Annotated in this window: 25 protein-coding genes; 7 read left to right on the forward strand and 18 right to left on the reverse strand. The window is 68.2% G+C overall.

What is annotated here, in order from left to right; genetic code table 11:
- Nucleotides 1–35: 35 nt before the first annotated feature.
- The 6 genes from ACFQ9R_RS02110 to ACFQ9R_RS02135 form a co-directional block, all read right to left on the reverse strand.
- Nucleotides 36–2,735 carry a DEAD/DEAH box helicase gene (locus ACFQ9R_RS02110; protein ID WP_378988039.1) on the reverse strand — a complete coding sequence of 900 codons (2,700 nt, stop codon included), beginning with the start codon at nucleotides 2,733–2,735 and terminating at the stop codon, nucleotides 36–38.
- A 3-nt stretch (nucleotides 2,736–2,738) separates the two neighbouring features.
- On the reverse strand, nucleotides 2,739–3,692 hold the full coding sequence (gene tatC / locus ACFQ9R_RS02115) for a twin-arginine translocase subunit TatC (protein ID WP_378627485.1): 954 nt from the start codon (nucleotides 3,690–3,692) through the stop codon (nucleotides 2,739–2,741).
- 110 nt (nucleotides 3,693–3,802) lie between these two features.
- The gene (gene tatA, locus ACFQ9R_RS02120) at nucleotides 3,803–4,075 is read right to left on the reverse strand and encodes a Sec-independent protein translocase subunit TatA (protein WP_378988042.1); all 273 of its coding nucleotides are present in this window, start codon (nucleotides 4,073–4,075) and stop codon (nucleotides 3,803–3,805) included.
- A 92-nt stretch (nucleotides 4,076–4,167) separates the two neighbouring features.
- Nucleotides 4,168–5,196, reverse strand: a complete 1,029-nt coding sequence (locus tag ACFQ9R_RS02125; RefSeq protein WP_378988045.1) for a 2-dehydropantoate 2-reductase — start codon at nucleotides 5,194–5,196, stop codon at nucleotides 4,168–4,170.
- Nucleotides 5,193–6,176: a helix-turn-helix transcriptional regulator gene (locus ACFQ9R_RS02130; protein WP_378988048.1), complete on the reverse strand. Its 984-nt coding sequence runs from the start codon at nucleotides 6,174–6,176 to the stop codon at nucleotides 5,193–5,195. Before ACFQ9R_RS02130 ends, ACFQ9R_RS02125 begins: the two co-directional genes overlap by 4 nt.
- Nucleotides 6,173–7,168 carry a helix-turn-helix transcriptional regulator gene (locus tag ACFQ9R_RS02135; RefSeq protein WP_378988051.1) on the reverse strand — a complete coding sequence of 332 codons (996 nt, stop codon included), beginning with the start codon at nucleotides 7,166–7,168 and terminating at the stop codon, nucleotides 6,173–6,175. Before ACFQ9R_RS02135 ends, ACFQ9R_RS02130 begins: the two co-directional genes overlap by 4 nt.
- A 98-nt stretch (nucleotides 7,169–7,266) precedes the next feature.
- Here ACFQ9R_RS02135 and ACFQ9R_RS02140 point away from each other — a divergent pair, with 98 nt between their 5' ends.
- Genes ACFQ9R_RS02140 through ACFQ9R_RS02150 form a run of 3 tightly spaced genes read left to right on the forward strand, consistent with a single transcriptional unit; the run spans nucleotide 7,267 to nucleotide 8,797 of the window.
- Complete coding sequence (locus tag ACFQ9R_RS02140; RefSeq protein WP_378627478.1) at nucleotides 7,267–7,572, forward strand: MTH1187 family thiamine-binding protein; 306 nt, start codon at nucleotides 7,267–7,269, stop codon at nucleotides 7,570–7,572.
- A gap of 29 nt (nucleotides 7,573–7,601) precedes the next feature.
- On the forward strand, nucleotides 7,602–8,417 hold the full coding sequence (locus ACFQ9R_RS02145; protein WP_378988054.1) for a helix-turn-helix domain-containing protein: 816 nt from the start codon (nucleotides 7,602–7,604) through the stop codon (nucleotides 8,415–8,417).
- The gene (locus tag ACFQ9R_RS02150; RefSeq protein WP_378988057.1) at nucleotides 8,414–8,797 is read left to right on the forward strand and encodes a VOC family protein; all 384 of its coding nucleotides are present in this window, start codon (nucleotides 8,414–8,416) and stop codon (nucleotides 8,795–8,797) included. The genes ACFQ9R_RS02145 and ACFQ9R_RS02150 overlap by 4 nt, the downstream gene beginning before the upstream one ends.
- A 49-nt stretch (nucleotides 8,798–8,846) precedes the next feature.
- Here the strand turns inward: ACFQ9R_RS02150 and ACFQ9R_RS02155 are convergent, their stop codons facing one another.
- From ACFQ9R_RS02155 to ACFQ9R_RS02180, 6 genes are read right to left on the reverse strand one after another with little or no spacing between them, the layout of a single operon-like run.
- Complete coding sequence (locus tag ACFQ9R_RS02155; RefSeq protein ID WP_378988060.1) at nucleotides 8,847–9,302, reverse strand: MaoC family dehydratase; 456 nt, start codon at nucleotides 9,300–9,302, stop codon at nucleotides 8,847–8,849.
- Complete coding sequence (locus ACFQ9R_RS02160) at nucleotides 9,299–10,792, reverse strand: long-chain fatty acid--CoA ligase (protein ID WP_378988063.1); 1,494 nt, start codon at nucleotides 10,790–10,792, stop codon at nucleotides 9,299–9,301. The genes ACFQ9R_RS02155 and ACFQ9R_RS02160 overlap by 4 nt, the downstream gene beginning before the upstream one ends.
- A 9-nt stretch (nucleotides 10,793–10,801) precedes the next feature.
- Nucleotides 10,802–11,080, reverse strand: coding sequence for a hypothetical protein (locus tag ACFQ9R_RS02165; RefSeq protein ID WP_378988066.1), 279 nt, complete (start codon nucleotides 11,078–11,080; stop codon nucleotides 10,802–10,804).
- Nucleotides 11,077–12,234, reverse strand: coding sequence for an acyl-CoA dehydrogenase family protein (locus tag ACFQ9R_RS02170; RefSeq protein ID WP_378988070.1), 1,158 nt, complete (start codon nucleotides 12,232–12,234; stop codon nucleotides 11,077–11,079). Before ACFQ9R_RS02170 ends, ACFQ9R_RS02165 begins: the two co-directional genes overlap by 4 nt.
- 16 nt (nucleotides 12,235–12,250) lie before the next feature.
- Nucleotides 12,251–13,003 carry a 3-oxoacyl-ACP reductase FabG gene (fabG, locus tag ACFQ9R_RS02175; RefSeq protein WP_378988073.1) on the reverse strand — a complete coding sequence of 251 codons (753 nt, stop codon included), beginning with the start codon at nucleotides 13,001–13,003 and terminating at the stop codon, nucleotides 12,251–12,253.
- 16 nt (nucleotides 13,004–13,019) lie between these two features.
- Nucleotides 13,020–14,171 (reverse strand): acyl-CoA dehydrogenase family protein, encoded by a 1,152-nt coding sequence (locus tag ACFQ9R_RS02180; protein WP_378988076.1) that lies wholly within the window; start codon nucleotides 14,169–14,171, stop codon nucleotides 13,020–13,022.
- Nucleotides 14,172–14,299: 128 nt separating this feature from the next.
- Between ACFQ9R_RS02180 and ACFQ9R_RS02185 the strand changes: the two genes are divergently transcribed.
- The gene (locus ACFQ9R_RS02185) at nucleotides 14,300–14,935 is read left to right on the forward strand and encodes a TetR/AcrR family transcriptional regulator (protein ID WP_378988079.1); all 636 of its coding nucleotides are present in this window, start codon (nucleotides 14,300–14,302) and stop codon (nucleotides 14,933–14,935) included.
- Between the two features lie 93 nt (nucleotides 14,936–15,028).
- Here ACFQ9R_RS02185 and pafA read toward each other — a convergent pair whose 3' ends face one another.
- From pafA to dop, 5 genes are all read right to left on the reverse strand, one after another.
- On the reverse strand, nucleotides 15,029–16,387 hold the full coding sequence (gene pafA / locus ACFQ9R_RS02190) for a Pup--protein ligase (protein WP_194824832.1): 1,359 nt from the start codon (nucleotides 16,385–16,387) through the stop codon (nucleotides 15,029–15,031).
- 165 nt (nucleotides 16,388–16,552) lie between these two features.
- On the reverse strand, nucleotides 16,553–17,326 hold the full coding sequence (gene prcA / locus ACFQ9R_RS02195) for a proteasome subunit alpha (protein WP_378988082.1): 774 nt from the start codon (nucleotides 17,324–17,326) through the stop codon (nucleotides 16,553–16,555).
- Complete coding sequence (gene prcB, locus ACFQ9R_RS02200; protein ID WP_378988084.1) at nucleotides 17,323–18,168, reverse strand: proteasome subunit beta; 846 nt, start codon at nucleotides 18,166–18,168, stop codon at nucleotides 17,323–17,325. The genes prcA and prcB overlap by 4 nt, the downstream gene beginning before the upstream one ends.
- A complete protein-coding gene (locus ACFQ9R_RS02205; RefSeq protein ID WP_019047503.1) occupies nucleotides 18,165–18,359 on the reverse strand; it encodes a ubiquitin-like protein Pup in 195 nt (64 codons plus the stop codon). Before ACFQ9R_RS02205 ends, prcB begins: the two co-directional genes overlap by 4 nt.
- 119 nt (nucleotides 18,360–18,478) lie before the next feature.
- Complete coding sequence (dop, locus tag ACFQ9R_RS02210; RefSeq protein ID WP_378988087.1) at nucleotides 18,479–19,978, reverse strand: depupylase/deamidase Dop; 1,500 nt, start codon at nucleotides 19,976–19,978, stop codon at nucleotides 18,479–18,481.
- A gap of 148 nt (nucleotides 19,979–20,126) precedes the next feature.
- On the opposite strand from dop, the gene ACFQ9R_RS02215 reads away from it, so the two are divergent.
- The gene (locus tag ACFQ9R_RS02215; protein WP_378988090.1) at nucleotides 20,127–21,308 is read left to right on the forward strand and encodes a DUF418 domain-containing protein; all 1,182 of its coding nucleotides are present in this window, start codon (nucleotides 20,127–20,129) and stop codon (nucleotides 21,306–21,308) included.
- Between the two features lies 1 nt (nucleotide 21,309).
- Here ACFQ9R_RS02215 and ACFQ9R_RS02220 read toward each other — a convergent pair whose 3' ends face one another.
- Entirely contained in the window at nucleotides 21,310–22,035 is a 726-nt protein-coding gene (locus ACFQ9R_RS02220) for a TetR/AcrR family transcriptional regulator (protein ID WP_378988093.1), read from the reverse strand.
- Between the two features lie 110 nt (nucleotides 22,036–22,145).
- Here ACFQ9R_RS02220 and ACFQ9R_RS02225 point away from each other — a divergent pair, with 110 nt between their 5' ends.
- A complete protein-coding gene (locus ACFQ9R_RS02225; RefSeq protein WP_378988096.1) occupies nucleotides 22,146–23,039 on the forward strand; it encodes a diiron oxygenase in 894 nt (297 codons plus the stop codon).
- Nucleotides 23,036–24,049: a DUF4873 domain-containing protein gene (locus ACFQ9R_RS02230; RefSeq protein WP_378988099.1), complete on the forward strand. Its 1,014-nt coding sequence runs from the start codon at nucleotides 23,036–23,038 to the stop codon at nucleotides 24,047–24,049. The genes ACFQ9R_RS02225 and ACFQ9R_RS02230 overlap by 4 nt, the downstream gene beginning before the upstream one ends.
- The last annotated feature ends 4 nt before the right edge of the window (nucleotides 24,050–24,053 follow it).

The following is a 24,053-nucleotide window of genomic DNA, read 5'->3' on the forward strand; positions in this document are numbered from 1 at the left end:
CGGTACGCGAAGAAATCAAATCACAGACGTGCCGACTACGCGGCGTCCACCGCGACGACACCCCGCCGTACCGCACGCACCGCCTTGGCGGCGGTGGACGCGATCTCGGGGTCGTCGGCGGTGTTGTGGATCTGATCGAGCAGGTCGATCACCTGCCTGCACCACCGCACGAAATCGCCCGCCGACATCGTCGTACCCTGGTCGCCGCTGGCCAGCAACGCCTCGGCCAACGCATCACCGCGCGCCCACTTGTAGACCCCGGTGACGAACCCCAGATCGGGTTCGCGGGTGGGCGGAAGTTTGTGTCGCACCTCGTCGGAGCGCAGATCCGACCACACTTCGATGGTGGCCGCGACCGCACGGCGGATCGGATCGGTCGGTCCCGCCGGCGTCAGCAGGCCGGTTTCCTGGCGCGATTCGTAGACCAGTGCCGACACCACCGCCGCGAGTTCGGCCGGGCCGAGTCCGCGCCACAGACCCTGGCGCAGGGCCTCGGCGACCACGAGATCGCTCTCGGCATAGATTCGGGCCAGGCGCCTGCCGTCGGCGGTCACCTCACCGTGGGCGACGAAGCCGCGTTCCTCGAGCAGCCCGACGATCCGATCGAACGTGCGCGCCAGCGAATTCGTGGTAGCGGCAACTTTCTGGCGCATCGTCTCGGTCTCACGGGCGAGCCGCGAATACCGCTCGCCGGTGCGGCTCAGCTGCTCCCGATCGGGACGATTGTGCGCGGGATGGGACCGCAGACTGCGCCGCAGCGTCGAGAGCTGACGATCTTCGCCGCCGCGAACACGATCGTTGCGCTTGCCACGGCGCGGAGCCGAGATTCCGGTGCCGCGCAACGCCGAGGCCAGGTCGCGGCGGATGCGCGCGGTCCGATGATCGACCCGGCGCGGCAGATCCATGCGCCCGAGCGCTTCGGCGGGCTCCGGGAAATCGGCCGCGGACACCCGACCGGCCCAGTGGTCCTCGGTCAATACCAGTGGACGCGGATCGCCGGGCGTCTGGTCGGGTTCGAGGATCACCGCGAGCCCGGAACGCTTACCCACGGGAATGGACACCACATCGCCGCGACGCAACCCGATCAGCGCTTTCACCGCGGCACCGCGCCGGTCGGCCCGCCCCTGCTGCTGGATATCGCGTTCACGCTGCTTGATCCGGTCGCGCAGCGAAAGATACTCCATGAAGTCGCCGTCGACGCCGCCGAGCTGACTCTCCAGCTTGCGCAGCGCGCCCTCGTTGCGTTCGATCCCACGGACGAGCCCCACGACCGACCGGTCGGCCTGGAACTGGGCGAACGACCGTTCGAGCAGCGTTCGGGCTTCCTGGGCACCCATCCGGTCGATCAGGTTGATCGACATGTTGTAGCCGGGCCGGAACGAGCTGCGCAGCGGATAGGTGCGGGTGGAGGCGAGGCCTGCCACCGCACTGGTGTCGACCTCGGGCTGCCACAGCACCACCGCGTGACCCTCGACGTCGATACCGCGCCTCCCCGCACGACCAGTGAGCTGGGTGTACTCGCCGGGGGTGAGCTCGGCATGGGTTTCGCCGTTGAACTTCACCAGCCGCTCGAGCACCACCGTGCGGGCGGGCATGTTGATGCCCAGTGCCAGCGTCTCGGTGGCGAACACCGCGCGCACCAGGCCCTTGACGAACAGTTCCTCGACGGTGTGCCGGAACGCGGGCAGCATGCCGGCGTGGTGGGCGGCCAGACCGCGCTGCAGCGCCTCGCGCCACTCCCAGTAGCCGAGGACCTCCAGATCGCCCTTGGGCAGGTCACCGGTGTGCTTCTCGATGATCTCGTCGATCTGCGCGGCCTCGCCGGGACGGCTCAGATCGAGGCGGGCGCGCAGGCACTGGGCCAGCGCGCCGTCGCAGCCCGCGCGGCTGAAGATGAACGTGATCGCGGGCAGCAGGTTTTCCTCGTCGAGGCGCGCCAGGACATCCGGTCGCGGCAACGGGCGGAAATTGCCGCCGCGTCCACCCCGTCCGCGCGGACCGCCGTACCCGTGCATCCGGTCGGCGCTCTCGCGCTGGCGGATGAACCGCACGAGGTCTTCGTCGACCACGACCTTGCGGTCGCTGGACTTGGTGTCGAACAGGTCGAACATCCGCCGGCCGACCATCACGTGCTGCCACAGCGGCACCGGCCTGGTCTCGTCGACCACCACCGCGGTGTCGCCGCGCACCGTTTCCATCCAGGCGCCGAACTCCTCGGCGTTGGACACCGTCGCCGACAGGCTCACCAGCCGCACATCCGGTGGCAGGTGCAGGATCACTTCCTCCCACACCGCGCCCCGGAACCGGTCGGCCAGGTAGTGCACCTCGTCCATCACCACGTAGGACAGACCGTGCAGCGAGTCCGAGGAGGCGTAGAGCATGTTGCGCAGCACCTCGGTGGTCATCACGACCACCGGCGCGCCGGGGTTGATCGACTGGTCACCGGTGAGCAGGCCGACACTGTCGCGGCCGTGGCGGGCGGTGAGATCGGCGAACTTCTGATTCGACAGCGCCTTGATCGGCGTGGTGTAGAAGCACTTTCCGCCCGAGGCCAGCGCCATGTGCACGGCGAACTCACCGACGATCGTCTTGCCCGCTCCGGTCGGGGCGCACACGAGCACGCTGTGCCCGTCTTCCAGCGCCGCGCACGCGGTGCTCTGGAAGGGGTCCAGATCGAACGAGATTTCACCGGCGAATTTCGCCAGTTCGCTGGGCAGCCCCGGAGTGTCGGTCACCCCTCAGAGCGTATCGGAGTAGTCCGACACCGGGCGCGCGGTTTTCTCCGGCTCGCTCACCGGATCGGCGGACGCCACCGGCTCGGGGGTCTCGAGCGGAGAGGCCTGTTCGTCGTCGAGCGTGCCCCAGCCCTCCTTCTCTTCCCGGCGGGCCTTGCGCGCGTCACTGAACCGCGCGAACTGCACGGCGAACTCGAACAGCACGGTCAGCGCGATCGCCAGCGCCAGCATCGAGAACGGGTCCTGCGGTGTGACGATCGCGGCGAAGACGAACAGACCGAAGATCATCCCGCGCCGCCACGCCTTGAGCTTGGTGTAGGGCAGCACGCCGACCAGGTTCAGCCCGATGATGATCAACGGCGTCTCGAAACTGACGCCGAAGATGATCAGCAGCTGGATGATGAAACCGAAGTACTGATTACCGCTGAGCGCGGTGATCTGGACGTTGTCGCCGATGGTCATCAGGAACGACAACGCGTGCGAGACCACCACGTAGGCGAGCACGGCACCCGTCACGAACAGCACCGAACCGGTCACCACGAACCCGACCGCGAGCTTGCGTTCCTTCGCGTACAGCCCCGGGGTGATGAACGCCCACAGCTGGTACAGCCAGAACGGGGTCGCGATCACCACACCGGCGGTGAACCCGACCTTCAACCGGAGCATGAACTGGTCGAAGGGGCCCGTGGCGAGCAGTCGGCAGGCGCCGTCGGGGGTCAGGCTGGCGCGCGCCGATTCGGGCAGCGCACAGTAGGGGCCGCGCAGGATCTCGCCCAGGCTCTCCATCCCGAAGAGGGTGTGCGCGTACCAGAAGAAGCCGATCAGGGTGGTCACCGCGATGGCGGCCAATGCCAGCAGCAGCCGGGTGCGCAGTTCCTGCAGGTGCTCGACCAACGACATGGTGCCGTCGGGATTCGTCCTGCGCTTGGTGCGCCGGGGATCGAACGGAATGCGCATGGTGGGTGGTGGCCTCTAACCCTTGGTTCGGCGGATGCTCGGCGGCAACTTCTGACGAGACAGCACTTCGCCCCGGAGCGATGACGACCGCTCCGGGGTGATGGCCGAGGTCAGAGGGTTTTGTGGCCCTGCTGCGGTTCGACGACCGGTGGCTGTGCCTGCGGCGCCGACGCGGACAGCTGCTGCTGCGGCGCGGGGGTGGCCGGGGTGGCCGCCGGTGCGTCGGATGCCGACGACTCCGCCTGCATCTGCCCGACCTCGCTCTTGAAGATCCGCAGCGAGCGGCCGAGACCGCGTGCCGCGTCGGGAAGCCGCTTCGCGCCGAAGAGCAGAACGAACAGCAACGCGATGATCAGCAGGTGCGTCCAGCTGAACGTGCCCATTATCAGATACCTCCAAAGACTGTGGTGATTACCGATGCTACCTGGGTTCGGAGCGTGGTGGACGCCGAGCCGCAGCGGTGTTCGCCACGCGTTCAACCCGCGACGGCCGCCGCCGCCCCGGTCAGCTCGGCGAACAACCGGCTCCCGGTGAACCGGGCGGTGTCGCCGGACTCGGCGATCCTGATCAGCTCCGTCAACCGCCGGTTGACCGGCGTCGGGTGCCCGACCATGTCGCCGAGGCGCACGATTTCCCCGCACAACCACGCGATTTCGGTCCGCCGACCGAGCGCGAGGTCATCGGCCATCGACGAACGGGCGAGCGGATCGATGGCGAGCACGCGCCCGAACACCCGCCGGAAGACCGCGTCGGGAACGCGCAGCAAATGCACCATCAACTCGGGTGGAACGGGGGTGAGCTGTGCGGGCCGAATTCGCGCAGTGTTCATCACGGCGAGGGCTTCGGACTGGGTCAGCGCGAGGCAGCGGCGGTAGTCACGCTCGGCGAGTTCCTCACGCAGCGGCTTGCCCGACAGCGCGTTGATCGGGTTGTTCAGATTGAGCAGCAGTTTCGCCCATTGCACCGGACGCAGATCGCGGTGGCGGCGCAGCGGCAGTCCGGCCGCCCGGAAACGGTCGGCGAAGCGGTCGACGACCGGGTCGTCCTGGATCGCGAGGTCGCCGTCGCTGGCGCGGTGGAAACACCCGCGACCGCTGTGCACCACATTGAACATCACCATCCCGGCCAGGGCGATGCTGGTCGGCAGAATCTCTCTGATCACACTGGCGTTGCCGATGCCGTTCTGCAGGCTCACGACCGGCGTGCCGGGGCGTAATCGGCCCGCGACGGCACGGACCGCGGCGGCGGTGTCGGCCGATTTCACCGTCACCAGGACCAGGTCGGCCAACTCCGGTTCGTCGGGCTCGAGCGCGAGGCCGAACCGGTCGGGCGTCACCTCGGTCGAACCGCCGTCCAGATCGGTGAGGCGCAGGCCGTGTTCGGCGATGTCGTCGAGGATCCGCTGACGGCCGACGAAGATCACTTCCATGCCCGCGGCGGCCAGGTGACCGCCGATGAAAACCCCGACGCTGCCCGCGCCGAGGACCAGTACTCGCTGACTCACGCGGGTTCGGTCTCCCCCACCAGTCCGGCGGCCGCGTAGGCGGCCAGGGCGGCGTCGGCGCGCAGGCGCACCGCCGCCACCAGTTCAGGTGGCCCGAGCACGGTGACGCCGGTGCCGAAGCCGAGCAGCAGCCGAGCCATCCAATCCGGTGAGGCGAAGCGCATGCCCGCCTCGATGCTGCCGTCGGCGCGCGATTCGATGCGGTGCATGGGGTACTGGTCGAGCACCCAGGCGTAGTCGGCGCGGATCCGGAGCCGGGCCAGCGGCACGTCGGGGTCGTCCTGGAACAGGTCGAGTGCCGCGGCGTCGTTGGCGGCGTGGCTCGGCGCGCGAGCGGGTTCGTCGAGTTCGGTGGCGTCCTCGATCCGATCGAACCGGAACAGGCGAACGCCTTCGGCCTGCCTGCACCAGGCCTGCAGGTAGCTGTTGTTGTCGACCAGCACCACGCGAATCGGGTCGACGATACGTTCGGACACCTCGTCGCGGCTGGCGGAGTAGTAGACCAGGCGCAGGGCCCGCGCGTCGGCGAGCGCGGCGCGCACGGTCGCGACCACCGGCTTCTCGACGGGGACATCGACCGGTTTGCCGGTGACGACGGCGTCGGTGCTGGCGATCGCCGATTCGATCTTGGCGATGGCGGCGTGCGCGGCGGTCGGATCGACCATGCCCGGCATCTCCACGATCGAGCGCAGCGCCACCAGCAGCGCGGTGGCCTCGGTGGAGGTCAGCCGTAGCGGCCGTTCGATCCCGGCCGAGAAGGTGACCTCGATGCTCTCCTCGGAGAACGACAGGTCGATCAGATCGCCGGGACCGTAGCCCGGCAATCCGCACATCCACAGCTGATTGAGGTCGCTCATCAGCTGTTTGGTGGTGACACCCAGTTCGGCGGCGGCCTCGGCCGCGCTGATACCCGGGTGCGCGAGCAGGTACGGCACCATGTTCAGCAGGCGCGAAAGGCGTAGGGACAGACGCGAACTCACGACGTGACCTCCGTGTGGTCGAGTACCGACCGTAGCCGGTTCATCACGTCGGCGCGCAGTTCCGGTGGTTCCAGAACGAGAACATCGGGACCGAGGCCGGTGATCAGCCGGGCCACCCAGTCGCGGGATCGGACCGGCACCGCGAGCACCGAGCCGGGACGTCCGCCCAGGTCACGGGTGTCGACTTCGGTGCCGATGCGGCGCAATTCGCGACCGCGACCCTTGGCGACCCACACGGTGGCCGACCCGGTGACGGGAGCGTCGCCGGTGACCCGGTCGACGATCGCGCGCAGATCGGTGTGCGCGGGCTTGTGGACCGCGTCGACCGGACCGTATGGCCGCACCTGTCCACCGATCCGCGAGAGCCGGAACGTGCGAACGGCATCACGTTCGCGGTCGTGGCCGACCAGATACCAGCGCCCGTGCCGGGTGACCACCCCCCACGGTTCGACATCGCGGGTCACGAACGGATCGGTGACGGCGCTGTGGTGGCCGAATCGCACCGCCTGCCCCGCGTCGATCGCCGCGAGAAGTTCCCGCAACACCGGCTCCGACCCTCGGGTGCGGGCGGGCACCGCGGGCACCGACACCCCGACATTGTCGGTCTCGACGGTGACCCCGGCCGCGCGCAGCTTCAGCAGCGCGCCCTCGGCCGCGCCCGCCAATTCCGGTGAGGCCCACATCTGCACCGCGACGGCGACCGCCGCGGCTTCCTCGCTGGACAGGTCGATATCGGGCAGCTCGTAGGCGTCCCGGTTGATCCGGTATCCCTCGAGTGTCGAGAACCGTCCCACCGGACCGACTTCCAACGGGATGCCCAGATCGCGCAGTTCGTTCTTGTCGCGCTCGAACATCCGGCTGAACGCCTCGTCGGTCGCGGAGTCCTCGTAACCGGCCACGCTGGCGCGAATACGTTCCGCGCTCAGGAACTGCCTGGTCGACAGCAGCGCGATGACCAGATTCATCAGCCGCTCGACCTTGGATATCGCCACTCGATAGAGGGTAATGGTCGCGCCCGCTCCCCCGCGCGTCGGCGCACACTTGGGCCACGGTCCCGCGACCATGGGACCCACCCGCCGAAAGGATCACGATGCTCGTCGCCTTCTCCGTTGCGCCCAGCGGTTCCGCCCACCACGACGGCTCGGTCGGCGAAGCGGTCGCCGCGGCCGTCCGGGTGGTCCGCGCTTCCGGCCTGCCGAACCGCACCGACGCGATGTTCACCACCCTCGAGGGCGAATGGGACGAGGTGATGGCAGTGATCAAAGCCGCCACCGACGCCATCCTGGTCACCGCACCCCGCTGCAGCCTGGTCCTCAAGGCCGATATCCGACCCGGGGTCACCGACGCGCTGCACAGCAAGGTCGACACGGTCGAGCGCTATCTCGCCGACGGGTAGCCGACGCCCACGGGTGCGAGAATGCGAGGGTGAACCTCCGTCCGGCATGCCGTGCCGCGGGCATCGGCGTGGTGTCGATCAGCGAGCACGTCGGCCCCGCTCGGGCACATCGGGCCGTCCCCACCTTGTCGGCTCGACTCGTTGTCGGTCTCGGGGCTCCGCTCGAGGTCGACTACGGCGGACAGACCTTGCGCACGCAGGCTGTCGTGGCCGGCTTGATGCGGCCGGGGCTCGCGACGCCGGTCACCACCCTGCTGCCGCGGCAGCCGACGGCTTACGTCGAGTTGTCGGCGTCGGCCCTGCGCCGCCTGATCGGCATGCCGCTGAGTGAGGTGGACGCGGGCGGCGTGATCGCCGACGCCGTACTGCCGTGGGTGCGTTCGATGTGCGAGGAGTTGGCGGAGCACCCGGCCGCTCGACGCGAGGCTGTTCTGCGCATTCGGCTGCTCGACCAGCTGAACCGGGCCGGGTACGACACCACCGCCGACCACGCCCTGCGCGCGCTGGATCTGATCAGAGCCGGTGGTGGAACGGCGTCGGTCGACGATCTCGCCGACCACGTACACCTGAGCGCCCGGCGTCTGCGCGAGGTGATGCGACGCTCGCTGGGGGTCACCCCGAAATTCGCCTCCCGCGTGGCCCGCCTCGAGTGCGCGGTTCACCGCGCAGGCACGGGCGCAACGTCCTGGGCCCAGGTGGCGGCCGAGTCGGGCTACCACGATCAGAGCCACCTCGTGCGCGAGTTCCGCGACCTCATGAACACCACGCCGACCGACTGGCTCGCGGAAGAGGGCCGAAATCTACAAGGCAGGCAACGCCCTGCTCCACGACCATGGGAAACATGAACAGCCAACTGGTCCCGAAGCTGCTGGTCTCCGACGCGGACGCCGCGATCACCTTCTACACCCAGGCGCTCGGAGCCGAGGTGAGTCTGCGCGTCGCCGAGGACGCGGTAGTTCATCACGCCGAACTCACGCTCGGCTCCGTCGTGTTCGCGCTGGCACACAGTGCCGAGGAGTGGGGGTGGGCCGACCCGGAATCGGTGGGTGGCTCGCCGGTACTGCTCGTGCTCACTGTCGCCGATCCCGACGCGACAGCGCAGCGGATGGCCCAGCACGGAGCCGAGGTCGTGATCCCCGTCGACAACCGTCCCTACGGCAAGCGACAGGGCAGGGTGAAGGACCCCTTCGGGCACCTCTGGGTCCTGAGCGGCGAACTGCGATAGGCCACCGGGCCGCTGTGGCGAGTGCGGGTGCCCTCGCCACAGCCGGATCTCACAGCATGCAGCGGGCGATCGAGTCGGCCACGCATGCTGGGCGGTCGGCGTTTTCGAGCTCGACGGTGACGTGACGGTGGACTTGGACGCCGCCGGTGACCTCGGTGACCTCGGTGAGCGTGAGGTGGGCGCGAATACGGCTGTCGACCGGGACGGGAGTGAGGAAGCGGACTCGGTCGAGGCCGTAGTTGATGCCTGCCTTCGCCGCGCTGACGGTCATGATCTGCTGGGTCATCGGCACGATCAGCGACAGGGTGAGGAAGCCGTGGGCGATGGTGGTGCCGTAGGGGCCCGCGGCGGCGCGCTCAGCGTCGACGTGGATCCACTGGTGATCGTCGGTGGCCTCGGCGAACAGGTCGATGCGACGCTGGTCGACGGTGATCCAGTCGCTGGGGCCGAGTTCGGTGCCGACCGCCGCCCGCAGCGCGTCGACATCAGCGAAATCCGTGGTCATGCCGTTCCTCCGAAACGTTGGCGCAGTGCGCGTTTGAGAACTTTATGGGTGGGGCCGAGGGGTAGCTCGGTCACGAATTCGACGCGGCGCGGGTACTTGTACTTCGCGACCTGCTGCTTGGCGAAGTCGATCACTTCCCGCTCGGTCAGCGCGCCCTCGGGCACGACGACCGCCACGACCTCCTCACCGTAATGGGGGTCGGGCACACCGATCACCGCCACCTGCGCGATCTGCGGGTGCCGCATCAGGGCCGCTTCGACCTCGGTCGGATACACATTGAATCCGCCGCGCAGGATCATCTCCTTGATCCGGTCGACGATGCGCACCCGACCGGTGTCGTCCCTCGTGCCGAGGTCACCGGTCCGGAACCAGCCGTCGACCACGGCCGCGGCGGTAGCTTCCGGCCTGCCGGTGTAGCCGCTGAACACGTTGTGCCCGCGCACCACCACCTCGCCCACGTCGCCGACCGGCAGCAGTTCGATGCGATCGGCGATCGCGGGATCGGCGATCTCCACGTCGACGCCCCACACCGGATGTCCGACGGTGCCGGCCTCGGTACCGAAGCACGGCTGGTTCACCGCGGCGGTCGGCGAGGTCTCCGACAGGCCATAGCCCTCGAGGACCGGCGCGTGGAAGACCCGCTCGAATTCCTCGAGCACGGCGACGGGCAGCGCTGCGCCACCGCTGATACAGAGTTTCAGCTCGGGCAGTACCGGCGCCGAACCCGCCGCTTCGATCAACGACAGATACATGGTGGGCACGCCGTGGAACAGGTTGACCCGCTCGGCCGCCATCAGCGACACCGCCGCGGCCGCGTCGAATCTCGGCATCAGCACCAGGGTGCCGCCCACCCGCCACTGCGAATTCATCGATACCGTCTGCCCGAACACGTGGAACAGCGGCAGCGCGCCGAGGGCGATGTCGTCGCGGTGGATCTCGTTGGCGTCGAAGGTGTTCACCGTCGCGCACATCACCATGTTGAGATGGCTGAGCTCGGCGCCCTTGGGCGTGCCGGTGGTGCCGCTGGTGTAGAAGACGACCGCCGTATCGAGCGGGCCACGCGAGACGAAGTTCGAGATCGCCGTGCCGGCAAGCTCTTCGGGCGCCACCGCATCGATGCCCACGTTCCTCGCCGCTTCGCTCCCGGTCGCCGCGACCATCGGATGACAGATCAGCAGCGAGGCACCGCTGTCACGCAGCACGTATTCCATCTCCGGCGCGGTGAGCAGCAGATGGACGGGCACCACCGTCGCGCCCGCGGCGAGGATGGCGAAATAGGCGCGCGGGAAATCGACGGTATTGGGACACAGCAGCGCTACCCGGTCGCCGGGTTGCACACCGTGCGCGATCAGGGCGCCGGCCTGTTCGCGGGCTTCACGCCACAGATCGGCGAAGGTGATGCGGTGCTCACCCTCGATCAGCGCGAGGTGATGCGGGCGGCGGCGGGCGGGTTCGGCGAGAATGCTCGCCAGGGAAAGTGTGGCGTTCACGGGTGGTTCCTAACGACAACGTTGGCGGAAAGCAGTGGCCACCGCACAAGGCGGGGCTGGATGCGATGGCAACCGGGGGCGAACACCGCACCGGTCACGGATGCTCGTCACGATCGACGACAACCGCGCCACATCGTCGACTGCACCGAAATCCATGCTCGGCAGCCGCTGCACCAGGGCCGTGATCGCTTGTGCGGCAAGGTCATCGGGTTGAACCTCGGCCGGCGCGCCCCCGTACCGGCCGAACGGCGTCCGCACGCCGTCGACCGGATACGCGGTGCCGGTCACAAGCCCATGTCCTTGGCGATGATCATCTTCATCACCTCGCTGGTGCCACCGTAGATCCGGTTGACCCGGTTGTCGGCGTACAGGCGGGCCACCGGGTACTCGTTGATGTAGCCGTAGCCGCCGTGCAGTTGCAGGCAGCGGTCGATCACTCGCGAGGCCACCTCGGAGCAGAACAGTTTGGCCGAGGCCGCGTCGGCGGCCGTGAGTTCCTCGCGGTCGAGGGCCTCCAGCGCCCGGTCGACGACCGCCTCGGCGGCATCGACCTCGGCCTGGCAAGCGGCCAGTTCGAACTTGGTGTTCTGGAACTGCGCGACCGGCCTGCCGAAAACGTCACGGCCCCTGGTGTACTCGAGAGTGAACCGGATCGCCGCCCTGGCCTGGGCATAGGCGCCGAGGGCGATCGAGAGCCGTTCCTGCGGCAGATTCCGGCCCAGGTAGCTGAACCCCTTGTTCGCCTCCCCCAGCAGGTCCGACACCGGAACCCGCACGTCGGTGAAGGACAGCTCGGCGGTGTCGGAGACCTTCAGACCCAGCTTGTCCAGCTTGCGTCCCACCGCGTACCCCGGCGACTTCGTATCGACCACGAGCAGCGAGATCCCGTGGCGGCGATCCGTTTCCGACGGCGGAGCGGTCCGCGCGCAGACGATCACCCGGTCGGCGTGCACACCGCCGGTGATGAAGGTCTTCGACCCGTTGAGCACATAGTGCGTGCCGTCCTCGGACAGCTGTGCGGTGGTGCGCATTCCGGCGAGGTCGGATCCGGTGCCGGGCTCGGTCATCGCGATCGCGAACATGATCTCACCCGAGACGAATCCCGGCAGCCAGCGCTGCTTCTGTTCGTCGGTCGCGAGGTTCTTCAGATACGGCAGACACAGGCCCACGTGCACGCCGGAGCCGCCGAAAGACACACCGGCGCGGGTGGTCTCCTCCAGCAGGATCGCCTGGAACTTGAACGATTCGATGCCGGCGCCTCCGTACTGCTCGGGCACCTCGATCCCGAACACCCCGAGGCCGGCCAGCTCGGCGTAGAACTCGCGCGGCACGATGCCCGCCTCGTACCACTGGTCGTAGACCGGTGAGACCTTCGATTCGATGAACGCCCGCACGGTCTTGCGGAATGCTGCGTGCTCGTCGGTGAATACTGTTCTCTGCATGGGGTTTCTCCGCAATCTAGAGACGGCGTCCGCCGTCGACGTACACGGTCTGTCCGGTGACGAAACCGGCGTCGTCGGAGGCGAGGAACGCCACCACGTTCGCGATGTCGGCGGGCACGCCGACCCGTCGCAGCGGGGTGATCTCGGCGGTCTTCGCCTGCAAATCCTCGGCACTCACGCCCATCCGCGCCGCGGTGGCCGCGGTCATCTCGGTGGCGATGAAGCCGGGGGCGACCGCGTTGACGCGAATCCCGAACGGGCCGAGTTCCATGGCGAGGGTGCGGGTCAGGCCCTGGATGCCCGCTTTGGCCGCCGCGTAGTTGGCCTGACCGCGATTGCCGAGCGCCGAGACGCTCGAGGTGTTGACGATGGCGCCGCCACCGTTGTCCACCATGTGCTTCTGCGCGGCCTTGCTGCACAGGAACGCGCCGCGCAGGTGCACCGCCATGACGGTGTCCCAGTCCTCGACCGACATCTTGAACAGCAGGTTGTCGCGCAGCACGCCCGCGTTGTTCACCAGCACGTCGAGCGAGCCGAGATCGGCCACGGTACGCGCGACGGCGTCGGCCACCTGCGCCTCGTCGGCGACGTCGCAACCGAGGCCGATCGCGGTGCCGCCTGCGGCGTTGATCTTCCCGGCGGCCAGCACGGCAGCGTCGGTGTCGAGATCGACGACGGCCACGGCGAATCCGTCGTCGGCCAGTCGGGCGGCGGTCGCCGCGCCGATGCCGCGAGCCGCCCCGGTGACGAAGGCTGTTCTGTGGGTCATGGGTCGTACTCCTGTGTCAGACAATGGCGTTCACGCCGGTGAGGGCGCGCCCGATGAGCAGTTTCTGGATCTGGGTGGTGCCCTCGTAGAGAGTCAGTACGCGCGCGTCACGCAGATACTTGGCGACGGGGTATTCGTCGATGTAGCCGTAGCCGCCGAACACCTGGATCGCGTTGTTGGCGGCCGAGACCGCGGCTTCGGAGGCGAACAGCTTCGCCATCGACGCGGCGGTGCCGAAGGCTTGCCCGCGGTCGGCGAGATCGGCCGCGCGCCAGGCGAGGAGCCGGGCGGCGTCGGTCGCGACGGCGATATCGGACAGCAGCTCCTGGACCAGCTGGTAACCGGCGATCGGCTTGCCGAACTGTTCGCGCTCACCGGCATAACGCACCGCGGCTTCGAGGCAGGCCCGGGCCACGCCGACGCACCCGGACGCGACCCCGATGCGGCCCTTGTCGAGCGCGGACATCGCGATCCGGAAGCCCTGCCCCTCCTCGCCGAGGCGCAGCGCGTCGGGCACCCGGACGCGATCGAGGACGAATTCGGCGGTGGCCTGGCCGCGCAGCCCGAGCTTGCCCTTGATCTCGGTCCGGCCGAAGCCCGCCGCGTCCGTCGGCACCACGAACGCGGTGACCCCCTTGGGGCCGGGCCCGCCGGTCCGCGCGAACACCAGCGCGTGATCGGCCCAGGTCCCGTTGGTGATGAAGATCTTGGTGCCGGACAGAACCCAGTCCGACCCGTCGCGGACGGCGCGGGCGTCCAGATTCGCCGCGTCGGAGCCGGTGCCGGGTTCGGTCAGCGCGAAACAGCCGAGCTGTTCACCCGCGCAGATCCCGGGCAGGAATCGCTGCTTCTGCTCCTCGGTGCCGTAGGCGGCGATCGACTTGCCGAACAGCCCGAGCGAGACCGACACGATGCCGCGCACCGCGCTGTCACCGCGGCCGAGCTCCTCGAGCAGCAGGCAGTAGTCGAAGGTGTCGCCGCCGGAGCCACCGTAGTGCTCGGCGATCCCGATGCCCAGGAAACCGAGCGCGCCGAGTTTGCCGACGATCGCCGGGTCCACCGATTCGTCGCGATCCCACTGCGCGGCATACGGCACGACTTCCTTGTCCACCCACGTTCGGGCGAGTTCACGCAGGTCGGACTGCGCGGGGGTGAGCTGGAAATCCACGGAACCACTCCTGAACCAAACGGCGTTAGGTTTACTCGGGCACCGTATCCTAACGCTGTTCGGTTAATCAAGAGTCATTTTCGGCATCGGTGATACCGTTCGATTCCCGACGAGAGAGGAAGTACCGCATGGCGAGGCCGCGCGTTCCGCTGTTGAGCCGCGAGCGCATTCGCGACGCCGCGCTGGTCCTGATCGACCGCGACGGGCTCGCCGAAGTCTCCATGCGCAAATTGGGCGCCGAACTCGGCGTGCAGGCCGCCTCGCTCTACGGCCACTACCCGAACAAGGACGACCTGTTCGACGACATCGCCACCGGCATCATGAGCCACGTCGACACCTCGGCCTTCGACTCCATGAGCTGGGATCGCGCACTCGCGGACTGGGCGCGCAGCTATCGCGGCGCGCTGGCCACCCACCCGAACTTCGTGCCGTACCTGGCCACCGGCCCGGGCCGCCGAGCCGAGAACCTGCGCGCCGCCGACGCCGTACACGGCGGTCTGGTCGGTGCGGGCTGGCCACCGCGCTACGCCACCATGATCGGCGCGGCCACCCGCTACCTGGTCATGGGATCGACGGTGGGCTCGTTCGCCGGCGGCTTCGCCGACGACGTGCAGGTCTACCGCGACCGCTACCCGCACCTGAATCAGGCACACCTGCTGCGGGCGATCGCCGACGAAATCGATGACGACAGTTTCGAATTGGCGCTCACCGCGTTCATCGCCGGCCTCACCGCCACCTACGCGACCGTCGTCACCGCGGACTGAGCCTGCCCACACACAACAAAACCGGTGGCGCCTACGCGATCGCTCCCATGCGCCACCGGTTCTGTTGTCGGTCCCCCCGTCTGAGGGGTTCGCCTACATCGAGGCGATCAGCCGGTCGACGCGTTCGTCGACCGATCGGAACGGATCCTTGCACAGCACCGTGCGCTGCGCCTGATCGTTCAGCTTGAGGTGCACCCAGTCGACGGTGAAGTCGCGGCCGGCTTCCTGCGCGGCGGTGATGAAGTCACCACGCAGCTTGGCTCGCGTCGTCTGCGGCGGGGTGTCCACGGCGGCATCGACGGCGTCGTCCTCGGTGATCCGCTTGGCCAGACCCTTGCGCTGGAGCAGGTCGAAGACCCCGCGACCACGCTTGATGTCGTGGTAGGCCAGATCCAGCTGGGCGATCTTGGGATCCGACATCTCCATGCTGTAGCGGTCCTGGTAGCGCTGGAACAGCTTGCGCTTGATCACCCAGTCGATCTCGGTGTCGACCTTGGCGAAGTCCTGCGCCTCGACCGCGTCGAGCGTGCGACCCCACAGATCCACCACCGCGTCGACCTGCGGATCGCGATCGCGGTTGCGCAGGTGCTCGACGGCGCGGGCGTAGTACTCGCGCTGGATCTCCAGGGCACTGGCCTGGCGTCCGCCGGCCAGGCGCACGGGACGGCGACCGGTGAGATCGTGGCTGACCTCGCGAATGGCCCGTATCGGGTTGTCGAGCGCGAAATCGCGGAACGACACCCCTGCCTCGATCATCTCCAGCACCAGCGAGGCGGTACCGACCTTGAGCATGGTGGTCGGTTCGGCCATGTTGGAGTCACCGACGATCACGTGCAGGCGCCGGTACTTCTCGGCGTCGGCGTGCGGCTCGTCGCGGGTGTTGATGATCGGGCGCGAGCGGGTGGTCGCCGAGGAGACGCCCTCCCAGATGTGCTCGGCGCGCTGTGACAGGCAGAACGTGGCCGCCTTCGGCGTCTGCAGCACCTTGCCCGCGCCACAGATGAGCTGGCGGGTGACCAGGAACGGGAGCAGCACATCCGAGATCCGGGAGAACTCGCCCGCCCGGACCACGAGGAAGTTCTCGTGGCAGCCGTAGGAGTTGCCCGCGGAGTCGGTGTTGTTCTTGAACAGGTAGATGTCGCCGCCGATGCCTTCTTCGGCGAGGCGCTGTTCGGCGTCTATGAGCAGGTCCTCCAGCACCCGCTCGCCGGCCCGGTCGTGGGTGACCAACTGGACCAGGCTGTCGCATTCGGCGGTGGCGTACTCGGGATGCGATCCGACGTCGAGGTACAACCTGGCACCGTTGCGAAGGAAGACATTGGAGCTACGGCCCCAGGACACCACCCGGCGGAACAAGTACCGGGCTACCTCGTCGGGGGACAGCCGACGGTGACCGTGGAAGGTGCATGTCACACCGAACTCGGTCTCGATCCCCATGATTCGTCGCTGCACACTATCGACAGTACAGCCATGACCAGTGCCCGCGCGGCGCTCCTGACATCCCATTCGCATACGTGTTCACAACGATTCGGACAGCGAACGACCTCCGCGCACACGACGAGATCGGGCCTGCGAACCGGTGCGATTCGCAGGCCCGATCATGATCGTGACGGTGGGTTATTTCCCCGCGTCGTCGTCGGGTTCTGGCAGCTTCGCCTCTTTGACCGGCTTGGGCTTGGACTTCGACGCGGCCAGCGCCAACTCCAGGGCGGGGCCCTGCAGCCTGCGGAACGCCCGGCGCGGCCGCTGCTGCTCGAGCGTGGCCACCTCGAGGGAGGCCTCACCGAGCGAACGCTTGTCCTTGTCGGCTTCGGGCTGACCGGCCAGCAGTGCGCCGATCGCCACCTTCAACGCGTCGTCCAGGGACAGACCCGGCTTGTAGGTGGCTTTGAGCTGGGTCAGGATCGGCTCGGTGGTGCCGCCCATGACGACGTACTCACGTTCGTCGACGATGGACCCGTCGAAGGTGATCCGGTACAGCACCGAGGTCGGTGACTGTTCGGGATAACCCACCTCGGCGACGCAGATCTCCACCTCGTAGGGCTTGAGCTGATCGGTGAAGATCGACCCGAGGGTCTGCGCGTACAGGTTGGCCAGTCCACGCCCGGTGACATCGCGCCGGTCGTACTGGTAACCCTTGAGGTCGGCCTGCAAGATGCCGCCGCGGCGCAGTGCCTCGAACTCGTTGTACTTGCCGACCGCGGAGAATCCGACGCGGTCGTAGAGCTCGCTGACCTTGTGCAACGTCGCCGAGGGGTTCTCGGCGACGAACAGCACGCCGTCAGCGTAGACCAGCACGATCACGCTGCGACCGCGACCGATGCCCTTACGGGCGAGCTCGGTCTTGTCGCGCATGATCTGCTCGGCCGAGGCGTAATACGGCAGCGTCATAGGACGGCGCCCCCTTCTTCCGCGGCTTCCCGATCGGCGATCACACCGCGGGCGATCTCGGCGAGACGATCCTCACCGATCTCGTCCGCACCGTCGGCGTCGATCACCACCGCTGTCGGGTAGATCCCGCGCAGCATGTCGGGACCACCGGTGGCGGTGTCGTCGTCGGCGGCGTCGAACAGTGATTCCACCGCGATCCGCAGCGCCCGGTCCTGGTCGATGCCGCGCTGGTAGAGCTTCTTCAGCGACGACTTCGCGAACGTCGAACCGGAGCCGACGGCGGTGTAGCCGAACCGCTCCTCGCTACGCCCGCCGACGACGTCGTAGGACACGATGCGGCCGGACCGGTCGGGGTCGAGGATCTGGTCGTCGAAACCGACCAGCAGCGGGATCGCTGCCAGGCCCTGCATGGCGGCAGGCAGGTTGTCGCGAACCATTTTCGACAGCTTGTTGGCTTTACCGTCGAAGGTGAGCGGCACGCCTTCGATCTTCTCGTAGTACTCCAGCTCCACGGCGAACAGCCGCACCATCTCGATCGCGATGCCCGCGGTACCGGCGATACCCGCGGCCGAGAAGGTGTCGGTGATATACACCTTCTCGGTGTCGCGGCTGGCGAGCAGGTTGCCCATGGTGGCCCTGCGGTCGCCCGCGATCAGCACGCCGCCACGGTAGGTGACCGCGACGATGGTGGTGCCGTGCGGCGCCAGATCCTTCGTCGCGGTCAGATCCGAGATCGGGAACCTGTTGGCGGGCAACAGGTCCGGAGCGTGCATGCGGAGATGTTCGGTGAACGAGGAGAGAGCCCGCCCCGCGTGGAGGCGCAAGGGGTCACCTGGGGTCACTGGCCGCCCTTCTGCACATATGCCCGCACGAAGTCTTCGGCGTTCTCTTCGAGCACGTCATCGATCTCATCGAGCAAGTCGTCGGTTTCCTCCGCCAGCTTCTCGCGGCGTTCCTGCCCTGCCGCGTCTACGCCCTCGGGGCCCTCGTCCTCGTCGCCACCCCCGGCGCGCTTGGTCTGCTCTTGTGCCATGGCAGCCGACCTCCTCTTCCTCATCACGATGATCGTGTGTGTCCCACAACCCTACCGAGCGGATCCGACAAGGTGGTCGATAGCGATCGGATTGTCGCGCAGTCGACCCCTCGATCGCGTCAGTGGGTGAGCTGCTCGACCAGCTCCGCGGCCGTGCGCGAGGCATCGAGCAGCCTGCCGACGTGCGCTTTCGTGCCCCGGCGCGGTTCCAGCGTCGGAATCCGGACCAGCGAATCACCACCGAGATCGAAGATCACCGAATCCCAACTGGCGGCGGCGATATCGGCGCCGAAGCGTCGCAGGCACTCACCGCGGAAGTAGGCGCGGGTGTCGGTGGGCGGGTTGGTCATCGCGTCGAGCACCTGCTGTTCGCTGACGAGCCGCTGCATCGACCCGCGGGCGACCAGGCGGTTGTAGAGCCCCTTGTCCAGGCGAACGTCGGAGTACTGCAGGTCCATCAGGTGCAGTTTGGGCGCGGCCCAGCCCAGGCCTTCCCTGGTGCGCATGCCCTCGAGCAGTCGCAGTTTGGCCGGCCAGTCGAGCAGGTGCGCGGCGTCCATCGGATCGCGCTCGAGCAGGTCAAGGACCATCGCCCACTTGTCGATGATGTCGAGCACGCGCGGGTCTTCGTTGGCTTCGCGCTGGACGAACTTGGCCACGCGCTCGTGGTAGAGCCGTTGCAGCGCAAGGCCGGTCAGCTCGCGCCCGTCGGCCAGCGCGACGGTGGCGCGCAGCGTCGGGTCGTGGCTGATCTGGTGCACGGCGGTGACCGGGCGGGCCAGCTGGAACTCCGAGAGGTCCTCGCCCGCCTCGATCATGTCGAGCACCAGCGCGGTGGTGCCGACCTTGAGGTAGGTCGACATCTCGGCGAGGTTGGCGTCACCGATGATCACGTGCAGCCGCCGGTACTTGTCGGCGTCGGCGTGTGGCTCGTCGCGGGTGTTGATGATGCCGCGCTTGAGCGTGGTCTCCAGGCCGACCTCGACCTCGATGTAGTCGGCACGCTGGGACAGCTGGAAACCGGCGTGGTCACCCGATTGCCCGATGCCGACCCGGCCCGCGCCACAGATCACCTGACGGGAGACGAAGAACGGGGTCAGTCCGGCGATGATGTGGCTGAAGGGGGTGTCGCGGCTCATCAGGTAGTTCTCGTGGGTGCCGTAGGACGCGCCCTTGCCGTCGACATTGTTCTTGTACAGCTGCAGCCGGGGCGCCCCCGGCACGCTGGAGGCGTGCCGGGCGGCCGCCTCCATCACCCGCTCGCCCGCTTTGTCCCAGATCACCGCGTCGAGCGGGTCGACGACCTCAGGGGCGGAGTACTCCGGATGGGCGTGGTCGACGTAGAGCCGGGCGCCGTTGGTGAGGATCATGTTGGCCGCGCCGACCTCGTCGGCGTCGATGACCGGGGCGGGCCCGCTCATCCGGCTGAGGTCGAAACCACGCGCGTCACGCAGCGGGGATTCCACCTCGTAGTCCCAGCGGGTGCGCTTGGCTCGCGGCACTCCCGCGGCGGCGGCATAGGCGAGAACGGCCTGCGTGGAGGTGAGGATCGGGTTGGCCGTCGGCTCCGTAGGGGTCGAGATGCCGTATTCGACCTCGATTCCGATGATGCGCTGCATACCGTCGAGCCTAGGCGACGTGCTGTACCCGCACCCGCATCTCGGCCCAGCGGGGCTGCTGGAGGCCGGCAACCTCCCCCAAGAGGGGGACCCCGGAATCGTTCTCGTGAGCGATCCGCCGGGCCGCTCACGCGCCGATACTCGGTGCATGACCGATGCCGTCGCACCCCCCACCGAAGCGCCCGTCGCGCCCCGGCCCGCTCGCCTGATCGCGCTGGATGTGCTGCGCGGCATCGCGATCCTGGGCACCCTCGGCACCAATATCTGGATCTTCACCAATTCGGCGGGCATGGTCGGCTACTTGGACGAGCTCGCCGCGGCCCCCGAGAACGCCTGGATGTGGTCCGAGCGGGTGCTGCAGCAGCTCGCCCAGGGCAAGTTCCTGGGCCTGCTGACGGTGATGTTCGGGATCGGCCTGGCCATCCAGCAGGGTTCAGCCCAGCGGGCGGGTCGGCCGTGGCCCGGCAGATATCCGTACCGCGCGGGGCTGCTGTTCCTCGACGGCCTGCTGAACTTTCTGCTCGTCGCGGAGTTCGATGTCCTGATGGGTTACGCGATGACCGGCCTCGTCGTCGCCTACATCCTCGCGACAACCGAACGAGCGCAACGCCGTTGGCTGATCATCGCCGCCTCGGTCCACGTGACGATGTTGACGTCGATAGCCGCCGCGTTGGCTTTCGCGCCACAGCAGGACAGCGCCGAGTCGGCACCGCTGGATCCCAATCCCTACGCGGACGGCTCCTTCTGGGATCTGATGCTGTTCCGCCTCGACCACGCGCTGATCTTCCGGCTCGAGGCGATCTTCGTGTTCCCGATGTCGATCGCACTGTTCCTGCTCGGCGCGCGCCTGTTCCGGGCGGGCGTCTTCCAGCCCGAGGGCGCGCGCATTCGACGGCGGCTCATGGTGGTCGGGTTCGCGATCGCCGCCCCGCTGGATCTGACGCTCGGCCTCGCGGGCGGCGGCGACTTCATCTTCGTCGCGCGGTACGCGACGGCACCGTTCGTCGCCCTCGGAATCTTGGCCGCGGTCGCCGAGTTCTACCTGCGCAAACCACGCCTCGGGTTCGCGGGCACCCGGCTGAGCGAAGTCGGCCGCACCGCGCTCAGCTGCTACATCCTGCAGAATCTGATCGCCGGTTTCCTCTGCTACGGCTGGGGTCTCGGGCTGGCGGCGCGGGTACCGGATTCGGCCAAGGTGCCGTTCACGGTGGCGATCTACCTGGTCGTGGCCGTCGCGATCATCCTCTTCGCGCACCTGTGGTTGCGTCGTTTCGAGCGCGGTCCGGTGGAGTGGCTGTGGAATCGAACCTATCGTGCGCTGGCCGGTTGAGTCAGCGCAGCCGCTCGTCGGGCGGCGGGGCCGCGTCCGGCGCGATGAGCAGGTCGGCGATCAGCGAATCCCGTTGCAGCGGAACTCCGAGACTGCGGGCATTGCCCTCGAACAGCGACAGCACCGACTCGGTCAGAATGCCCTGCACCTGCTCGGTGGTGAGCACCGGCTCCGGGTCCGCACGCCAACTCGCCACCACACCGTCGACGAGGCCGACCATGCCGAACGCCATCGGCCGCCCGCGCGCCGGGTCGATGCCGAAGCGGGCCAGGGTGGCCGCGAAGATGTCGGCGAGCTGTCCACCCACCGCACGGCCCGCGCCGCTGAGACTCGGCGCGCCCTGCGGTGCCGCATCGCCGAGAAAGCGATGCAGATTCGGATGGCGCTCGATCCAGCCGAGATAGGTGCCGATGGCGCCGCGCACGGCGTCTTTGAGTGCGCCGTCGGACTGCAGCGCGGGTAGCAACTCCGCGAGCAGCAACTCCAGGATCCGCTGCCGCGCGAGTGCGTCGAGTTCGGCCCGGCCACCGACATGGCGGTAGACCACCGGTCGTGGCAGCGCCAGATGCTCGGCGATCAGCTGCACCGAGATCTCGAGACCGTGTTGCTCGATCACCTCGATGGCGGCGTCGATCATCTCCGCGCGACGGCGCTCTTTGTGCCCGTGCCAGCGGGTGGCGCGACCGTCGGCGGCGGTCTGATCGGCGTGCGCGGATGGGGCAGTCACAGTACTAACGATACCCGTGCCGACATTGACCGTGACACCGCGTTCCACTAACCTTGGTGATACACGCTGTAACACCAAGCGTGGCACGTTCCGCCGAGAGTGAGCCCGCGATGCGCAACGTTACCGCCTCCCCGCGCGATTCCTTCGCCCAGCGCCTGCTGATCGGCTCACTGCGAAGAACCTACGACCCGTTGGTCGACATCGCCTGGGAGCAACCCCTCGACCCGGCGAAGCTGTTCCTGCCACCGCGCGTCATCTCGCTCTACGGGACCGACCTGTGGGCGGCGATGACGTTCGACCAGCAGCGGGAACTCTCGCGCCAGGAACTGGCCAATGTGCTCTCGGTCGGCATCTGGTTCGAGAACCTGCTCAACCGGCTGCTGCTGCGTGAGCTGCTGCGCGGCGATCCCACGTCCGCGACCTCGCACTACACGCTCACCGAGATGGCCGACGAGTGCAGGCACATGATGATGTTCGGCAAACTCATCGAGCGCATCGAGGCCCGCCCCTACTGGCCGCGTCCGGCGGCGCGGCTCGCGATCACCGCGCTACCCGCCGTGCTGCGCGGCCCGATGGTGTGGGTGGCGGCCCTGGTCGGTGAGGAGATCTTCGACGCCCTGCAGCGACGGATGCTCGACGATCCGCAGTTGCAGCCGATCGTCGCGCGCGCCATGCGCATCCACGTCACCGAGGAGGCACGCCACATCGGCTTCGCCAGGGACGCGCTGGCCCGGCGCGTGCCCGCGATGTCGGCGGGCGAGCGGGCCTATATCCGCCTGTGTGTGGCAGTGGCCGGACCGCTGTTCGTGTCACTGATCACCAACCGGCACATCTACATTCGCGCCGGACTCGACGGTCGACAGGCACGTGGTGCGGCACTTCGCAATCCGGTCGCGCGGGAATCCAGGGCGACCGGAGCGGCGGAACTGGTGACGTTCCTGGGTCAGCACGGACTGATCGGATCGGCCGGGCGCAGGCGGTGGCGGGCGGTGGGTCTGCTGTGAGCGTCGCTGTCATCGGGACCGGATCCCGGGCGATCGTGCGGCGGCTGCGAGCGGCCGGAATCGCCGAAGTAAGTGTCTACGAACCGGTTTCAGCGGGCGAGGCGTCCCGATCTCCGGTCGGCAGACAGCGCCGGACACCATGGACGGCATCGCGCAGATGGCTGTCTCGCGATGATCGGCCGGTCCCCCGGCGGCTGGTCGATATCAGCGAACTCGTTTTCGACGAGAAGGGGGACCACTGGCTGATCCACTCGGCCGGGAACGAGCCCGCCCAGGCGAGGGTGGTGATTCTGGCCGCCGACACCACCCGGCGCCTCCGGGCCGGCGCCGCATCGGAATCCGCACACCGTCCCGTCGGCGCCCTGCCCGAGACACCGTCCGGCGTCCGACTGCCGGTGACGGGACGTGCGGCCCGCACGCTCGACGCGGCATGGTCGCACGCTCCGGTCACCTTTCGCGGGATCGCGACCCATGGCTTCCCGAACCTGTTCTTCGTCGGCAGTACCGAACCCGCCGTCGAGGAACCGCGGGTCGCCCAGTCGGCCCGAGTCGATCTCATCGCCACCTGGGTCCGCGCTCTGCAGCGGCAATCAGGCACCCGGATCGAAGTGCGCGCCAGCACCCAGCACGAATACCACCGTCGGCTCGATCCGACCTCGAGCACGCGTCGCCCGGGCCGCCCGAAACCCCACCATTTCGACATCACCGTCGCCGCCGACCGGCACTCGGATCACGACTACGCCGGGCCTGCCGTCCTGGATCTACCCGGCGCCGAATATCCCGTCATCGCCACCCTCACCGGCCACATCGACCCGATCGACGGCCGCTACCACTGGTACGGCCGCCTCGACCCCGCCGAGTCCACCGCGCTCCCCGAACCGACGCGCGCCTCCGCCCTGCTCGTCGTGCCCGGTCGCGCACCCGCGGCAGCGAACCTCACCGAACGCGACCCGTGGGGCAATCTCCGCGTTACCGGCATCGGCACCCCGCCCTTCGCGCTCGAGGCATAGCCGC

The sequence above is a fragment of the Nocardia sp. NPDC056541 genome (genome assembly GCF_042794235.1).
In the GTDB taxonomy this organism is placed as follows: domain Bacteria; phylum Actinomycetota; class Actinomycetes; order Mycobacteriales; family Mycobacteriaceae; genus Nocardia.

Excerpts from the sequence above, each read along its gene's own strand:
- tatC (WP_378627485.1), bottom strand. The coding sequence starts at position 3,692 with ATGCGCATTCCGTTCGATCCCCGGCGCACCAAGCGCAGGACGAATCCC.
- tatA (WP_378988042.1), bottom strand. The coding sequence starts at position 4,075 with ATGGGCACGTTCAGCTGGACGCACCTGCTGATCATCGCGTTGCTGTTC.
- ACFQ9R_RS02140 (WP_378627478.1), top strand. The coding sequence starts at position 7,267 with ATGCTCGTCGCCTTCTCCGTTGCGCCCAGCGGTTCCGCCCACCACGAC.
- ACFQ9R_RS02150 (WP_378988057.1), top strand. The coding sequence starts at position 8,414 with ATGAACAGCCAACTGGTCCCGAAGCTGCTGGTCTCCGACGCGGACGCC.
- ACFQ9R_RS02155 (WP_378988060.1), bottom strand. The coding sequence starts at position 9,302 with ATGACCACGGATTTCGCTGATGTCGACGCGCTGCGGGCGGCGGTCGGC.
- ACFQ9R_RS02170 (WP_378988070.1), bottom strand. The coding sequence starts at position 12,234 with ATGCAGAGAACAGTATTCACCGACGAGCACGCAGCATTCCGCAAGACC.
- fabG (WP_378988073.1), bottom strand. The coding sequence starts at position 13,003 with ATGACCCACAGAACAGCCTTCGTCACCGGGGCGGCTCGCGGCATCGGC.
- ACFQ9R_RS02185 (WP_378988079.1), top strand. The coding sequence starts at position 14,300 with ATGGCGAGGCCGCGCGTTCCGCTGTTGAGCCGCGAGCGCATTCGCGAC.
- prcA (WP_378988082.1), bottom strand. The coding sequence starts at position 17,326 with ATGACGCTGCCGTATTACGCCTCGGCCGAGCAGATCATGCGCGACAAG.
- ACFQ9R_RS02205 (WP_019047503.1), bottom strand. The coding sequence starts at position 18,359 with ATGGCACAAGAGCAGACCAAGCGCGCCGGGGGTGGCGACGAGGACGAG.
- dop (WP_378988087.1), bottom strand. The coding sequence starts at position 19,978 with ATGCAGCGCATCATCGGAATCGAGGTCGAATACGGCATCTCGACCCCT.
- ACFQ9R_RS02215 (WP_378988090.1), top strand. The coding sequence starts at position 20,127 with ATGACCGATGCCGTCGCACCCCCCACCGAAGCGCCCGTCGCGCCCCGG.
- ACFQ9R_RS02225 (WP_378988096.1), top strand. The coding sequence starts at position 22,146 with ATGCGCAACGTTACCGCCTCCCCGCGCGATTCCTTCGCCCAGCGCCTG.